We start from the raw sequence: 14083 nt of genomic DNA, 5'->3' as shown, positions 1-14083 counted from the left end.
CCCCCCCCCCCCCCCCCCCCCCCCCCCCCCCCCCCCCCCCCCCCCCCCCCCCCCCCCCCCCCCCCCCCCCCCCCCCCACCCCCCCCACCCCCCCCGCCCCCCCCCCCCCCCCCCCCCCCCCCCCCCCCCCCCCCCCCCCCCCCCCCCCCCCCCCCCCCACGGCGAGCCAGGACGGCGGAGGTGCTCCCTCCGCGCCCTCACCGGAACTTGGAGGTGAGGCTCTCCATCGTCCGGCCGACAGATGCGATCTTCACGTGCGAGATCCCGGTCGACGCGCCCGCCGCCAGCATCGCCTCGTGCGCGGCCCGCAGCGTCGTCCAGACGGCGTCGTCGTCCCCCTCCAGGGTCGTGCCCAGGGCACTCACCTCGTGGCGCAGGCCGGACGCCTGGATGACCCGGACCGCCGCCTCGACGTACGCGTGCGGGTCCTCGGGCGTCCCGGCCGGCGAGGGCGCGACCTGGATCTCGGCTATCACGGCCGCTCCTCGACCACCTCGGCGACGCCGCCCTCGGAACGCTCGGCGAGCACGGCCGTCCACTCGGCGATCCGCCGGGCGACGTCCTGCTCGGTGAGGCCGGCGTCGGCCAGCACCTGGCCGACGCTGCCGTGCTCGAGGAAGGCCTGCGGCAGGCCCAGCGACCGCAGCGGGACGTCGACGCCGCGGTCCTGCAGCGCCTGCGTGAGCGTGGTGCCCACGCCGCCGGCCCGGCCACCGTCCTCGACGGTGACCACCAGCCGGAAACCGGACGCCAGCGCCACGAGCTCCTCGGAGACCGGCAGCACCCAGCGCGGGTCGACGACGGTCACGTCGATGCCGTGGTCGGCGGCGCGCTCGGCGGCGGCCAGGCACACCGGGACCATCGAGCCGACCGCGACCAGCAGCACCTCCTGCTGCGCACCGCGGCGCAGCACGTCGACCGGGCCGCGCCGCTCCAGCGCCGGGACGTCGACCGGCGGGACCCCCTTCGGGAAGCGGACGACGCTCGGCCCGTCGGTCACCTCGACCGCCTCGCGCAGCGCTTCCCGCAGCGTCGCCTCGTCCCGCGGCGCGGCCAGCCGCAGCCCGGGGACGACGGAGAGGATCGACATGTCCCACATGCCGTTGTGCGAGGCGCCGTCGCTGCCGGTGACGCCGGCCCGGTCCAGGACGACGGTGACCGGCTGGCGGTGCAGCGCGACGTCCATGAGCAGCTGGTCGAAGGCCCGGTTGAGGAAGGTCGAGTAGACCGCGACGACCGGGTGCAGCCCGCCCATCGCCAGGCCCGCGGCCGAGGTGAGCGCGTGCTGCTCGGCGATGCCGACGTCGTAGGTCCGCTCCGGGAAGCGCTCGGCGAAGGCGGCCAGGCCGGTCGGGTGCAGCATCGCCGCGGTGATGGCGACGACGTCGGAGCGCTCGGCGCCGATGCGCACCAGCTCGTCGGAGAAGGCCGTCGTCCAGTCCCGGCCCTTGGCGGCCGGGCTCGCCCCGCTGTCGGGGTCGAAGACGCCGGTGGCGTGCCAGGCGTCGATCTGGTCGGTCTCGGCCGGCGGGTAGCCGAAGCCCTTGGTGGTGACGGCGTGCACGATGACCGGCCCGCCGAAGGAGCGGGCGCGGCGCAGCGCGGACTCCATCGCCCGGACGTCGTGCCCGTCGACCGGGCCGATGTACTTCAGGCCGAGGTCCTCGAACATGCCCTGCGGCGAGAGCACGTCCTTGAGGCCCTTCTTGATGGCGTGCAGCGCGTCGTAGAGCGCCGAGCCGACCACCGGGGCGCGGTGCAGCGCCTGGCGGACCTGCAGCAGCGCCTGCTCGTAGCCCGGGCGCAGCCGCAGCGAGGCCAGTGCGTCGGCGACGCCGCCGATCGTGGGCGAGTAGGAGCGGCCGTTGTCGTTGACGACGATGACCACCGGGCGGTCCTGGGCACCGGCGATGTTGTTCAGCGCCTCCCAGGCCATGCCGCCGGTGAGCGCGCCGTCGCCGATGACGGCGACCACGGGGCGCTGCTCGCCGCGGACGGCGAATGCCTTGGCCAGCCCGTCGGCGTAGGACAGCGAGGTGGAGGCGTGGCTGTTCTCCACCCAGTCGTGCTCGCTCTCGGCGCGGCTCGGGTAGCCGGAGAGGCCGCCGCGCTGGCGCAGCCGCGCGAAGTCCGGCACGCGGCCGGTGAGCATCTTGTGCACGTAGCTCTGGTGGCCGGTGTCGAAGACGATCGGCTCGCGCGGGGAGTCGAAGACCCGGTGCAGGGCGATGGTCAGCTCGACCGCACCGAGGTTGGGCCCGAGGTGCCCACCGGTCCGGGCGACGCTGGTGACCAGTGCGTCGCGGATCTCGGCGGCGAGTGCAGGCAGCTGCTCGGCCGGCAGCGCCTTCAGGTCGTCGGGGCTGTGGAGCGATCGCAGGAGCGACACGAGGTGGTGCGTCCTCTCCATCGGCGGCAGGTGCGGCATCGCTTCGGCCGCCGACCCACTGTATCCGCGCTTTCCTCCCCCTTCCGGTCGAGCACCGGGGCTGGATGCAGGCTCACAGCCGCGGCACCCACCGCTCGCCCCGGAGCGCACCGGCCACCGCCTCGATCCCGCGGGCGGCGGCCGCCAGCCGGGCGCCCTCCCGCTCGTACGCGGTGATCGCCGCCTCCATCGCATCGGCCGGCAGCTCGTCGGCGAGCTCCACCCGTACCGTGCGCCACCCCGCCCGCGCCGCCTCCAGCCCGGCGGCGACGTGGTCGCGGGCGAAGCGGGCGAGCAGCACCGGGTAGCGGCGCAGCACCTCGTGCGCCCGGTAGTCCGGCGGCACCAGGTCGAACAGCCAGGCCACCGCGGTGCGCTCCCAGTCGGGGGCGCCGGGCGGTCGCACGGCGGCGGGCCAGCCCGGCGGCAGCGAAGCGTCCACCGCAGCAGTCTGCCGCACCGGTCGAACGCACGTTCGATCCCCCGACCCGGTCAGCGGCGAGACCGGCGATCCCGCACGGAACAGGCCCCGTGGCCGTGCGAGATCGGCGATCTCGCCGGGGGCGAGGAGGTCCTCTCTCAGGAGGTGGGGCGCTTGAGCCAGAACTGCTCGAAGCCCCAGGTGCCCGCGCCGCTGGAGTGGTAGCTCACGAGCTCCCAGCCCTCGCTCCCCAGCCGGTTGAGCACCGAGCTGGTGTCACCCGCCTGACGCTCCAGCTGGCCGCCGGGGAGCTTGACGCTCACCCCTGCCCGCTGCGACTCCGCGTCGTTGGCCGTGATGACCGAGGCGTACTCCCAGGTGGTCACGGGAAGTCACCGTAGTCGGTCGCCCTCCTCCCCGGGCCGGCCGCCCGGATCCCGGCCGGACCCTTCCGTCACGGCGCCGTCCGGGTTACCGTCACCTTGCGCGGCCGTCCGAACGCTCTGCGTGTGCAGAGCCGAGTGCCGCCCTCCCGGGCTCTCCGCCCGACCGCCGCACCACACCCGCCACCCGCACCGCCGAGGGGACCACCCGCATGCTCCGCCTGTCGCGCCCGCACCCCGAGGGCGCCCGCCCGCCCCGGTTCGCGACGACCGCCCTCGGGATGCTGTCCTTCGTCGGCATGGCCGCCGGCCTGGGCGCCGTCGCGGCCGACGACGGTGGGGTGTCCGGGCCGGGCACCACGGCGGTGCACGGCACGGTCGACGCCGCCCACAGCGGCGTCGGGGACGCCGTCCGGGCCGGGGAGGTCGGCGACGCCGTCCGGGCCGGGGAGATCGGGGACGCCGAGCGCGCCCGTGACGTCGGCGACGCCGTCCGCACGGCCGAGAGCGAGACCCCGGTCCCCTCCTCCGCCGCACCGCTGCCCGCGGACGCCGGGACGACCATCGTCGCCGGGGCGCCCATCGCCGCCGGGACGCCGACCGCCGCCGGGACACCGGCCTCCACGCCCGCCGCCGACAGCCCCTCGCCGACCCCCTCGCCGGCGCAGCAGCCGGCGCCCGCTGCGTCGCCGTCGGTCGCGTCGTCCTCCACCCCGGCACCGCGGGCCCCGGCGCCGGCCGTCCCGCAGCCGGCTGTCCCGCAGCCGGCAGTCCCGCAGCCGGCCGTCCCCCAGCCGGTCGCCCCGGCCCCGACCGTGCAGGCCGCCGTCCCCGCCGTCCCGCAGGCGGTGCCGTCGACCCCGTCGGCAGCGCCGACGCCGACGGAGGCCACGGAGACCGCGACGGCCCCCGCCCCGGACCGCGGGAACGGGGACCGCAAGCAGGAGAAGCAGAAGAAGCGCGACCGGGACTGACCCGTCAGGCGCGCTCGAGCAGCGCCACGCACTCCACGTGCGCGGTCATCGGGAAGGCGTCGAAGCCGCGCAGCCCGGTCAGCCGGTAGCCGCCCGCGGCGAACGCGGCGACGTCGCGCGCCAGTGCCGCCGGGTCGCAGGCCACGTAGACCACCGCGCGCGGACCAGCGCCGGCGAGCACCCGGCTGACCGCCGCCCCGGCGCCGGCCCGCGGCGGGTCGAGGACGACGACGTCGGGGGCCCCGCCCAGCTCGGCGAGCAGCTCGGTGAGCCCCTCGGCGTCCACCTCGCCCTGCCAGACCTCCGCCTGCGGCAGCGCGGCGAGGTTGGCCTCGGCGGCGGCGCAGGCGGCCTCGTCGGCCTCCACGCAGACCACCCGGCCCGCATCCCCGGCCGCGGGCGCGAGCGCGCCGCCGAACAGCCCCGCCCCGGCGTAGAGGTCGAGCACTGTCTCGCCCGCCCGCACGCCGGCGAACTCGGCCACGGTCGCGGTGAGCGCGTCGGCCGCGGCGGGGTGCACCTGCCAGAAGCCGGTGCCCTCGACCTCCCAGTCGCGCCCGGCGGCCCAGCGCGTGGCCCGGCCGGCCGGCGCCGTGCCGTCGTCCCGCCCGCCCTCGTCCTCGCCGGCACGCAGCACCCGCGTCGACTGCGGTCGGCCCCGGCGGTCGAGCCGGGTGGTGGTCACCGTGCCGGCGGAGTCGACGGCGACGTCCACCGCGCCGGCGCCCGGCCAGCGGCGGTCGAGGACGGCGGCCGCGGCCGGCTGCACGGTGATCGGGCAGTCGTCGAGCAGCACCAGGTCGTGCGAGCGGTGCCGGCGCAGCCCCGGGGCCCCGGCGCGGTCGACGGCGAACCGGGCGCGGGTGCGCCAGCGCAGCGGACCGCCGGGCAACGCCTCGACGACGAGGTCGCGCACGACGGCGTCGTCCCCGGACAGTCCGCCCAGCCGGGTCAGCTGCTCGCGGACCACCGCGGCCTTGAGCCCCAACTGCCCCTCGTGCTTGACGTGCTGCCAGTCGCAGCCCCCGCAGCGTCCCGGGCCGCTGTACGGGCAGGGCCGCGGCACCCGGTCGGGAGCGGCCTCGAGCACCTCGACGGCGTCGGCGCGGCAGAAGCCGGGCTGCCGGTCCTCGGTGACCCGGACGACGACCCGCTCGCCGGGCAGCGTGTGCCGCACGAAGACGACCCGTCCCTCGTGCCGGGCGACGCAGTGCCCGCCGTGGGCCACCGGGCCGACGGTCACCTCGAACTCGCGGCCGGTCCACCCGCTCCCGCGGTCGGGGCCCGCTGCCCGCTTCCGGCCCCGCTGCAGGGCCCCGCCGCGAGCCCGATCGGCCCCGTCCCGGGCCCCGGCCTGAGCGTGCGAAGGCTGGGGAGGACGGGGTCCTTCTCCGGGGGCAGCGGGGTCCTTGCCGGAGGGGTCAGGAGGACGGGGTCCTCCACCGTCATCCATAGGGCGTGTGCTCCGCCTCGTCGGTCAGGCCCCGGCGCAGGTCACCGGGCGCCGGTCCGATGCCGCGCAGTCCGGCGTCCTCCCGGCCGATCGAGCTCTCCAGCTGCCAGGGCACCGTGGTGATCATGACGCCGGGCTGGAACTGCAGGCGGGCGCGCAGCCGCAGCGCGCTCTGGTTGTGCAGCACGTTCTCCCACCAGTGGCCGACGACGTACTGCGGCACGAAGACGACCACCAGCTCGCGTGGGCTGTCCCGGCGGATCGACTTGACGAAGTCCACGACCGGCCGGGTGATCTCCCGGTACGGCGACTCCACCACCGTCAGGGGCACGGGGATGTCGTAGCGCTCCCACTGCTGCTGCAGGGCCCGCGTCTCGGCGTCGTCCACGTTGACCGTCAGCGCGGTGAGGTGGTCGGGCCGGGTCGCCCGGGCGAAGGCCAGCGCCCGCAACGTCGGCTTGTGGACCTTGGAGACGAGCACGACGGCGTGCACCTTGCTCGGCAGCAGCCGCGAGTCGGTGTCGGGCACCAGCTGCTCGGCGACGTGCGAGTAGTGCCGGTCGATCGCCTTCATCAGCAGGAACAGCACCGGCATCACCAGCAGGACCAGCCACGCCCCGCGGGTGAACTTGGTGACGACGATGATCAGCAGCACGATCGTGGTCAGGCTGCCGCCGACGGCGTTGATCGCCTGCGACCGGCGGATGCGGCGGCGGGCCTGCGCGTCGTCCTCCGAGCGCAGCTCCCGGTTCCAGTGCCGGACCATCCCCCACTGACCGATGGTGAAGCTGGTGAAGACCCCGACGATGTACATCTGGATCAGCCGGTTGACGTCGGCGTCGAAGGCGGCGATGAGCAGCGCGGCGAACCCGGCCAGCAGCAGGATGCCGTTGCTGTAGACCAGCTTGTCGCCGCGGGTGTGCAGCTGCCGGGGCAGGAAGCGGTCCTGGGCCAGCACCGAGCCCAGCAGCGGGAAGCCGTTGAACGCGGTGTTGGCCGCCAGGATGAGGATCAGCGCGGTGGCCGCCTGGATGTAGAAGAAGCCCGGAGACGTCGGCCCGCCGAACGTCGCGGCGGCCAGCTGCGCGATGACCGTCCGCTGCGGCTCGGTCTCGCAGGCGGTGAAGCCCACCAGGTCGCACGGGTGCTCGGCGTACTTCACGTCGGCCGCGAGGGCCAGCGCGGTGACGCCGGAGAACATCGTCGCGGCGATGCCGCCCATGAGCGCGAGCGTGGTGGCGGCGTTGCGGCTCTTCGGCGGCTTGAACGCCGGGACGCCGTTGGCGATCGCCTCGACGCCGGTGAGGGCCGTGCACCCGGAGGCGAAGGCGCGCAGCACGAAGAAGACCAGCGCCAGGCCGGTCACCTGCTCGAACCCGGGCTCGGGGGTGATCGCGTATCCCGCGCTCTCCGCGACGACCGGGGAGTCGGTGAACAGGTCGCGCACCAACCCGGTGACGATCATCACCATGATGCCGGAGATGAACAGGTAGGTCGGGACGGCGAAGGTGCGGCCGGACTCGCGCAGGCCGCGCAGGTTGGCCGCCGCGAGCAGCGCCACCAGCCCGACGGCGAGTGCGACGCGGTGCTCGTTCAGCGCCGGGAACGCCGAGATGATGTTGTCGGTGCCGGCCGCCACCGACACCGCCACGGTGAGCACGTAGTCCACGAGCAGTGCGCTGGCCACGGTGAGCCCGGCGAACTGCCCGTGGTTCTTCATGGCGACCTCGTAGTCGCCGCCGCCCGAGGGATAGGCCCGCACCACCTGGCGGTACGAGAGGACGACGGTCACCAGCAGCAGGACGACGGCGATCGCCAGCCAGGGGGCCAGGTAGAGGAACGCCGTCCCGGCCAGGGTGAGGACGATGAGGATCTCCTGCGTGGCGTAGGCCACGGAGGAGAGCGGGTCGCTGGCGAAGATGGGCAACGCCAGGCGCTTGGGCAGCAGGGACTCGCCGAGCCGGTCGCTGCGCACGGGACGGCCCAGGACGAGGCGCTTCGGGAGTTGTCCGAGATCGGACAGCGTTGGCACGGCGGCGATGGTACGGACGCCGGGACCCCTCCCGCCCGCGTCCGGAGGGTGAGTTGTGGCGCTGCGGACCGCGGTCCCACCGCGGTCCAGGTGTAGCTTCGCGGCCGGACACGCGCCGGGTCCGACCCTGGCGCACCGCACTCGTGAGCTCGGGAGTTGCTCGTGCACGTGGTCGTGATGGGCTGCGGCCGCGTCGGGTCGGCGATCGCCCGCCGGCTCGAGGAGGTCGGCCACAGCGTGGCCGTGATCGACCAGGACCCGGAGGCCTTCCGCCGGCTGGGCCCGGACTTCACCGGCCGCCAGGTCACCGGCCTGGGCTTCGACCGCCAGACGCTGCTCGACGCCGGCATCGACTCCGCCGGCGCCTTCGCCGCGGTCAGCAGCGGCGACAACTCCAACATCATCAGCGCGCGCGTGGCCCGCGAGACCTTCGGCGTCCAGCACGTCGTGGCCCGCATCTACGACTCCAAGCGCGCCGAGGTCTACGAGCGGATGGGCATCCCCAGCGTCGCGACCGTCCCGTGGACGGTGAACCGGCTGCTGCGCGAGCTGCTCTCGGTCAAGGTCAGCGAGCTGTGGCGCGAGCCCACCGGGCAGGTGCTGCTCATGCGGGTCACCGTCACCGAGCCGTGGGTCGGCAAGCGGCTGGCCGAGCTGGAGGCCGCCTCCGGGGCGCGGGCCGCCTGGCTGGTCCGCTACGGCGAGGCCCAGCTGCCCACCGTGGGAACCGTGCTGCAGGACGGCGACCAGCTCGTGGTCGCCTCGACCGACGCGATCACCCAGCGGGTGCACCAGGTCGTCGAGCAGGGCCCCACGGGAGGGGGACACTGATGCGGGTCGCCATCGTGGGCGCGGGCGCCGTCGGGCGCTCGATCGCCGGGGAGCTGCTGTCCAACGGGCACACCGTGATGCTCATCGAGAAGGACGGCCGCAAGGTCCGCACCCGGGCGGTGCCCGGCGCCGAGTGGGTGCAGGCCGACGCGTGCGAGGTCTCCTCCCTCGAGGAGGCGCAGCTGGCCACCTGCGACGTCGTCGTGGCCGCGACCGGCGACGACAAGGCGAACCTGGTGGTCTCGCTGCTGGCCAAGACCGAGTTCGCGGTCAACCGCGTCGTCGCCCGGGTCAAGGACCCGCGCAACGAGTGGCTCTACACCGAGGCGTGGGGCGTCGACGTCGCCGTCTCGACCCCGCGGGTGCTCGCCGCGCTGGTCGAGGAGGCGGTGACCGTCGGCGACGTCGTCCGGCTGATGAGCTTCCGCAAGGGCGCGGCCAACCTGGTCGAGATCACCCTCGCCGAGGACACCCCGTGGGCCGGGAAGCCGCTGCGCGAGGTGCCCCTGCCGCGGGAGACGGTGCTCACCGCCGTCCTGCGCGGCGACCGGGTCATCACCCCCACCCCGGACGAGCCGCTCGAGGTCGGCGACGAGCTGCTGTTCGTCACCCACGCCGACGTCGAGGATCAGCTGCAGCAGGTGCTCTCCCCCGCGACCTCGCTCTAGGAGGACCCCCTGCCCCCACCGAGCACCCCGTCCTCATCCCTCGCAGGCTCTGGACGGACCCTCTGGACGAGGCCGGCGGCGGGCCCCTGCAGGGGCCGCTAGGCGGCGTCGGCCCGGTGCCGGTGCAGCCGGGACACCACCCACAGCGTCACCACGACCTCGACGGCGGTGACCGGCAGGCCCAGCAGCAGCGAGGCGGTGCCCAGCAGCTCCACCTCGTCGGCGCGGTAGAGCACCCACTGGACGGCGACGCGGACCAGGAAGACCACGCCCCACATCAGCGTCAGCCAGGAGTAGGCGCGCACCATCCGCGGGTCGTCGCGCCAGTGCCGCTCCGGTACGGGGTCGGCCGGGCGGGCGCCGGTCGCGGGGTCCGGCGGTGACCGGTGGTGCAGCGTCGCGTTGACCCGGTCGATGCGGCGGCGCAGACCCGGCATCGAGTGCGACGCCATCGAGCCCAGGTGGCTGGGGGCGAGGAACTCGGCGACCACGCCGACCAGCGGCCAGCGGACGGCGATCGAGCCGATCAGCACCACGCCGAGGGCGGCGTTGCGGATCAGGCCGGGGACGAAGAAGTCGCGGGCCTGACCCGAGGCGGCGGCGATGGCCACGGCGATCGCGACGCCGAAGAGCCCGCTGAAGGCCTGCTGCACGCTCTCCCGCCGCACCAGGCGCAGCGCGAAGAGCAGGACGGCGACGGCGAGCGCGGACCAGATGCCGGCGCGCAGCCCGGCCAGGGAGTTGGCCACGATGAACGCGACCGTGGGCAGCGTGGCGTCGAGCATGCCGCGCCAGCCGCCGAGCTGGTCGAGGACCAGGTGCCGGTCGAAGGCCAGGCCCTGCGGCCCGGTCCCGGCGCCGTCCGCGGGACGCGCCGGACCGGGGCGCCCCTCCCCCTCGGGCGCAGCCGTCACCCGGCGCTCAGCTCGTACCGGGGGTTGTAGATGACCTGCCGCCCGTCGAAGGAGGCGAAGCGGCCGTGCGCGGTGAGCGAGCGGCCGGGCTCGATGCCGGGGATCCGCCGGCGGCCGAGCCACACGAGGGTGACCGAGCCGGAACCGTCGAACAGCTCCGCCTCCAGGGTGGGCACCGTCTCCCGCGGCGTGTAGACGACCGACTTCAGCCGGCCGGTCACGGTGACGACGGCACCCTTGCGGCAGGCGCTGACCGCCTCGCAGCCGGCGTTCGCCGACCCCGCGCGCAGCTCCTCCGCGTCGATGGTCTGGTCGTCGGCGGTCAGCCGCTGCAGCGTCCGCGTGAACCAACCGCCCTGGCGTGTCTGCGTCACGGCCCCAGCGTAGAACCGCCGGGCACGCCCTCGGCGCGCGACCGCAGCCAGTCCCGGACCAGCGCCCACGGCTCCCCCGCCGGGTCGATGAGCACCATGTGGTCACCCGGCACGAGCCGCACGTCGACCGCTGCGCCCTGCGCCGCGGCGGCCGCCGCGTAGCGGGTGCTCTGCTCGGCCGGGACGACGTCGTCGCCGGTGCCGTGCACGCACAGCAGGTCGACGCCGGCCGGGACCAGCCGCACCGGGTCGGCCGTCGCGTAGCGCTCCGGCGCGTCCGCGGGCTCGGCGCCGAGCAGGTCCTGCACCGCCCCGTCGCCCAGCCGCTGCGCCGCGGCGCGCTCGAGGTCGAGCACCCCGGCCTGCAGCACGGCGGCGGCCACCCGGACCCGCGGCCGCGCACCCGGCGCCCCCTCCGGCAGCCGCGACCGCCCGGCCGCCCAGGCGGCCAGGTGCCCGCCGGCGGAGTGCCCGACGACCGCGACGTCGGAGAGGTCCAGCCGGTCGGCGCCCGCCAGGTCCGGGAGCGTGTCGAGCGCCGCGGCGACGTCCTCCAGGGTGGCCGGCCAGCCGCCGCCGGCGCCGACCCGGCGGTACTCGACCGCGACCGCGGCGAGGCCGGCCTCGGCCAGGTCCGCGGCGAGCGGCCGGGCCAGCTCGACGCCGTACGCGGCCCGCCAGAAGCCGCCGTGCAGCACGACCGCCACGGGCGCCGGGCCGGTGCCCGCGGGCAGCGTCAGTTCGAGGACCTGGTCGGGGTGCCGCCCGTAGGCGGTGCGGACGGCGCTCACGAGCGCGCTCACGTGCCGGGCGCGGCCGGCGGCGGGGTCCCCGGCTGGCGGACGGCCTGCTGCGCGGCCAGCTGCGCGGCGGCCTGCGGCGGGAGGGTCAGCGGCAGCTGCTCGCGGACCGGCATCGGCGCGCTCCCGCGGACGACGACGATCTGCCGGAACGCCTGCTCCAGCGCCGCCGCGGCCTCCGGGTTCTCCGCCGCCGGACCGCTGATCATGCCGCGCAGGAACCAGCGGGGGCCGTCGACGCCGACGAAGCGGGCGGGCCGGCGCACCGGAGCGGGCGCGGGCTGGCCGGGCTGCGCCGGCGGGGTCGCCCGCACGAAACCGGCCAGCTCCGGCCCGAACGGCCCGTCGACCTCCTCGAGGTGCCCGCCCTGCCCCGAGGCGCTGCGGGCGAGGTCCGCGCGGACGTCGTCCCAGATGCCGGCCGCGCGGGGCGCGGCGAACACCGCCACCTGCAGCAGCGAGTCGCCGTAGCGCAGCGTGGCGCCGACGACCTTCTGCTGGGCGTTGACGTCGACCCGCAGCTCCGTGCCGGGGACCGCCGGCAGCAGCAGCGAGCCCAGGTCGATGCGGGCGACCCCGTCGTCCGGGGCGTCGGCGGAGTCCCACGGCCCCGTGGTCGCCGCGACCTCGCGGACCTTGTGCTGCGGCTCCGGCGGCACCCCGCGCTCGCGCAGGCTGCGGTCGATCCGGTTGCGTCGCCGTCCGAACGGCATGTCAGTCGGTCCCCTTCTCCTGGACGCTCGCGTGCCCGCCGGTCGACCCGTGGCCCCCGGCGCCCCGCGCGCTCTCCGGCAGCTGCTCGACCGGGACGAAGCGGGCGCGCACGACCGGCTGCACCACCAGCTGGGCCACGCGGTCGCCGCGGCGCAGCGTCAGCGGCGTCGTCGGGTCGAGGTTGACCAGGTTGACCTTGACCTCCCCGCGGTAACCGGCGTCGATGGTGCCCGGGGCGTTCACCAGGGAGAGGCCCACCCGGTGGGCCAGGCCCGAGCGGGGGTGCACGAAGCCGGCGTAGCCCTCCGGGATGGCGACCGCGACGCCGGTGCCCACCAGCGCGCGCTGCAACGGCGCGAGCTCGAGGTCCTCGGCGATCGCCAGGTCGGCGCCCGCGTCCCCGGGCAGGGCGTAGGCGGGGACGACGTCCTCCGGGGAGGACAGCCGCACCGGGACCTCCACCTCGGGGACGGCGGGGTGGGAGGGGTCGGGCACGTCCGCGACCCTATAAGGGCCACCCTCCTCCCCCGCCCCGCGAGTGGCAGGGCCGCGTCGAGCGACGTCCCGGCCCCGTCCCGGGTCCTGCCCCGAGCGTGCGAGGGGTGGGGAGGACGGGGTCTTCTTCAGGGGCGGGGACGGCGCAGGTCGGCGAGCACCCGGCGGGCCAGGGCCTCGGTCGCCTTCCGGTTGGCCCGGCCGCCGAGGGCCGCGCCGACCAGGAAGGGAGCCGCGCCGGGGACGCTGCGGGCCATCCGCCGGGTCATCCGGCGGCTGAGCGTGCGCAGGCCGGCCGAGCCCAGGACCGCGCCCAGCCGGGGGACGACGGACTCCTCGACCGCGCGCTGCCGCGTCCAGCTCGACAGGTAGGCCAGCGCGCGGTCGCGGGCGTCGCCGGGAGCGGGCCGGCCGTACAGCTCGTGCAGCTCGCCGAGCAGGACGAGCTCGACGGCGGCGGTGAGCACCGTCTCCGCGCCGAGCTCCAGGGGCAGCGCCAGCAACGAGGGCGGGGCGAGCCACGCGGCCGCGGACAGCCCGCCGGTCGCGGCGCCGATGCCGGCGGTCAGCGTCGCGGCCCGGGAGACCAGCGCGTCGGCGATCTCGTCGTCCGTGGCGCCGGGGTGGGCCGCGCGCAGCCGGGCGGCGTCCCGGATCGGCAGCCGCGGGGCGGCGGTGGCCAGCAGGTCGCCCAGCAACGCACTGGGGGTGCGGGAGCCCCCGCCGTCGTCCGCACCGGACGGCGCGGTGTCCCGGGCGCCGCGGCCGACGCGCGACCCGGCGGCCGCGACCGCGGCGACGACGTCGCGCAGCGTCGCCGCGGTCGAACGGCGCCCCTCGGTGGGCGGCTCGCTCGCCCCGCCCACCAGGCCGGACACGGCCTCGGCGAGCAGCCGGCCGGCCCGCGCGAGCGGGCCCTCCTCCGCGGGCGGGGCCGTGGGTCCACCGGCCGCGCCGGGCACGACCGGGCGCGGAGGCGGGACGTCCCGCACTGGCACGGTGCGATCGCCGTGGTCCGTCACTGGTGCCTCACTCCTCCGGTCGACGTGCCGCGGTACGGCCTCGTTGCAGGGTCCCGCCGCGAACCCGGTGACGCGCTGGAACGACCCTCCTGCGAGGGCCGCCCCGAGCGCCGGCGAGGGGTGGGGGCAGGAGGGTCCTCCGTCAGGCGGCGCAGTCCCGGCAGAACAGCTGGTCGCCCTTGGTGGCGGCCAGACGGCTGCGGTGCTGCACGAGGAAGCAGCGCGAGCAGGTGAACTCGTCCTCCTGCTTGGGCAGCACGCGGACGGTCAGCTCCTCGTTGGACAGGTCGGCGCCGGGGAGCTCGAGGTTCTCGTTGAAGTCGGTCTCGTCGACGTCGACCGACGAGGACTGCGCCTCGGCGCGCCGGGCCTTGAGCTCCTCGAGCGAGTCCTCGCCGAGCTCGTCGGCCTCGTTGCGGCGCGGGGCGTCGTAGTCGGTGGCCATGGGAAGTGCCCCTCCTCCGGGGTCGTCGCGGGCGCAGCCCGCATGGTCCGCGGCGGCGCGCGGTGGCGCCGCCGTGCTGTCCGGTCGCCGGAGGCGACCGGGGGTCGGTGGGCCGGTGACCGCGGAGGT

16 protein-coding genes are annotated in these 14083 nt (G+C 76.2%); 3 read left to right on the top strand and 13 right to left on the bottom strand.

Going from position 1 to position 14083, the window contains the following annotated elements; genetic code table 11:
• Window positions 1-197: 197 nt before the first annotated feature.
• The 4 genes from ACI79G_RS20715 to ACI79G_RS20700 all read right to left on the bottom strand — a co-directional run bounded on the left by ACI79G_RS20715 (window position 198) and on the right by ACI79G_RS20700 (window position 3235).
• On the bottom strand, window positions 198-476 hold the full coding sequence (locus ACI79G_RS20715) for a thiamine-binding protein (RefSeq protein ID WP_456882946.1): 279 nt from the start codon (window positions 474-476) through the stop codon (window positions 198-200).
• Entirely contained in the window at window positions 473-2389 is a 1917-nt protein-coding gene (dxs, locus tag ACI79G_RS20710) for a 1-deoxy-D-xylulose-5-phosphate synthase (protein WP_456882945.1), read from the bottom strand. The genes ACI79G_RS20715 and dxs overlap by 4 nt, the downstream gene beginning before the upstream one ends.
• 112 nt (window positions 2390-2501) lie before the next feature.
• A complete protein-coding gene (locus tag ACI79G_RS20705) occupies window positions 2502-2870 on the bottom strand; it encodes a hypothetical protein (RefSeq protein ID WP_456882944.1) in 369 nt (122 codons plus the stop codon).
• Window positions 2871-3007: 137 nt separating this feature from the next.
• Window positions 3008-3235 carry a DUF4177 domain-containing protein gene (locus ACI79G_RS20700; protein WP_072918693.1) on the bottom strand — a complete coding sequence of 76 codons (228 nt, stop codon included), beginning with the start codon at window positions 3233-3235 and terminating at the stop codon, window positions 3008-3010.
• 209 nt (window positions 3236-3444) lie between these two features.
• Between ACI79G_RS20700 and ACI79G_RS20695 the strand changes: the two genes are divergently transcribed.
• The gene (locus tag ACI79G_RS20695) at window positions 3445-4206 is read left to right on the top strand and encodes a hypothetical protein (protein ID WP_456882943.1); all 762 of its coding nucleotides are present in this window, start codon (window positions 3445-3447) and stop codon (window positions 4204-4206) included.
• A 4-nt stretch (window positions 4207-4210) separates the two neighbouring features.
• On the opposite strand, the gene ACI79G_RS20690 is transcribed toward ACI79G_RS20695, so the two are convergent.
• The gene (locus tag ACI79G_RS20690) at window positions 4211-5518 is read right to left on the bottom strand and encodes a class I SAM-dependent RNA methyltransferase (protein ID WP_456882947.1); all 1308 of its coding nucleotides are present in this window, start codon (window positions 5516-5518) and stop codon (window positions 4211-4213) included.
• Window positions 5519-5651: 133 nt separating this feature from the next.
• Window positions 5652-7691, bottom strand: a complete 2040-nt coding sequence (locus ACI79G_RS20685; protein WP_456882942.1) for an APC family permease — start codon at window positions 7689-7691, stop codon at window positions 5652-5654.
• A 162-nt stretch (window positions 7692-7853) separates the two neighbouring features.
• Between ACI79G_RS20685 and ACI79G_RS20680 the strand changes: the two genes are divergently transcribed.
• Entirely contained in the window at window positions 7854-8522 is a 669-nt protein-coding gene (locus tag ACI79G_RS20680; RefSeq protein ID WP_456882941.1) for a potassium channel family protein, read from the top strand.
• Window positions 8522-9190, top strand: coding sequence for a potassium channel family protein (locus tag ACI79G_RS20675; RefSeq protein ID WP_456882940.1), 669 nt, complete (start codon window positions 8522-8524; stop codon window positions 9188-9190). Before ACI79G_RS20680 ends, ACI79G_RS20675 begins: the two co-directional genes overlap by 1 nt.
• Window positions 9191-9288: 98 nt before the next feature.
• On the opposite strand, the gene ACI79G_RS20670 is transcribed toward ACI79G_RS20675, so the two are convergent.
• From ACI79G_RS20670 to ACI79G_RS20640, 7 genes are all read right to left on the bottom strand, one after another.
• Window positions 9289-10104: a DUF3159 domain-containing protein gene (locus tag ACI79G_RS20670; protein ID WP_456882939.1), complete on the bottom strand. Its 816-nt coding sequence runs from the start codon at window positions 10102-10104 to the stop codon at window positions 9289-9291.
• Window positions 10101-10478, bottom strand: a complete 378-nt coding sequence (locus ACI79G_RS20665; protein ID WP_456882938.1) for an OB-fold nucleic acid binding domain-containing protein — start codon at window positions 10476-10478, stop codon at window positions 10101-10103. Before ACI79G_RS20665 ends, ACI79G_RS20670 begins: the two co-directional genes overlap by 4 nt.
• A complete protein-coding gene (locus tag ACI79G_RS20660; protein ID WP_456882937.1) occupies window positions 10475-11281 on the bottom strand; it encodes an alpha/beta hydrolase family protein in 807 nt (268 codons plus the stop codon). The genes ACI79G_RS20665 and ACI79G_RS20660 overlap by 4 nt, the downstream gene beginning before the upstream one ends.
• Window positions 11278-11991 carry a DUF3710 domain-containing protein gene (locus ACI79G_RS20655; RefSeq protein ID WP_456882936.1) on the bottom strand — a complete coding sequence of 238 codons (714 nt, stop codon included), beginning with the start codon at window positions 11989-11991 and terminating at the stop codon, window positions 11278-11280. The genes ACI79G_RS20660 and ACI79G_RS20655 overlap by 4 nt, the downstream gene beginning before the upstream one ends.
• Before the next feature lies 1 nt (window position 11992).
• Window positions 11993-12487, bottom strand: a complete 495-nt coding sequence (dut, locus tag ACI79G_RS20650) for a dUTP diphosphatase (RefSeq protein ID WP_217636066.1) — start codon at window positions 12485-12487, stop codon at window positions 11993-11995.
• A gap of 128 nt (window positions 12488-12615) precedes the next feature.
• Window positions 12616-13485 carry a hypothetical protein gene (locus ACI79G_RS20645; RefSeq protein ID WP_456882935.1) on the bottom strand — a complete coding sequence of 290 codons (870 nt, stop codon included), beginning with the start codon at window positions 13483-13485 and terminating at the stop codon, window positions 12616-12618.
• Window positions 13486-13651: 166 nt separating this feature from the next.
• Window positions 13652-13954, bottom strand: coding sequence for a DUF4193 domain-containing protein (locus ACI79G_RS20640; RefSeq protein WP_012948011.1), 303 nt, complete (start codon window positions 13952-13954; stop codon window positions 13652-13654).
• Window positions 13955-14083 lie beyond the last annotated feature (129 nt).

Source organism: Geodermatophilus sp. SYSU D00779 (assembly GCF_054050595.1).
This window is presented reverse-complemented; position numbering and strand designations above follow the sequence as displayed.

Excerpts from the sequence above, each read along its gene's own strand:
- ACI79G_RS20695 (WP_456882943.1), top strand. The coding sequence starts at position 3,445 with ATGCTCCGCCTGTCGCGCCCGCACCCCGAGGGCGCCCGCCCGCCCCGG.
- ACI79G_RS20675 (WP_456882940.1), top strand. The coding sequence starts at position 8,522 with ATGCGGGTCGCCATCGTGGGCGCGGGCGCCGTCGGGCGCTCGATCGCC.
- ACI79G_RS20655 (WP_456882936.1), bottom strand. The coding sequence starts at position 11,991 with ATGCCGTTCGGACGGCGACGCAACCGGATCGACCGCAGCCTGCGCGAG.
- ACI79G_RS20640 (WP_012948011.1), bottom strand. The coding sequence starts at position 13,954 with ATGGCCACCGACTACGACGCCCCGCGCCGCAACGAGGCCGACGAGCTC.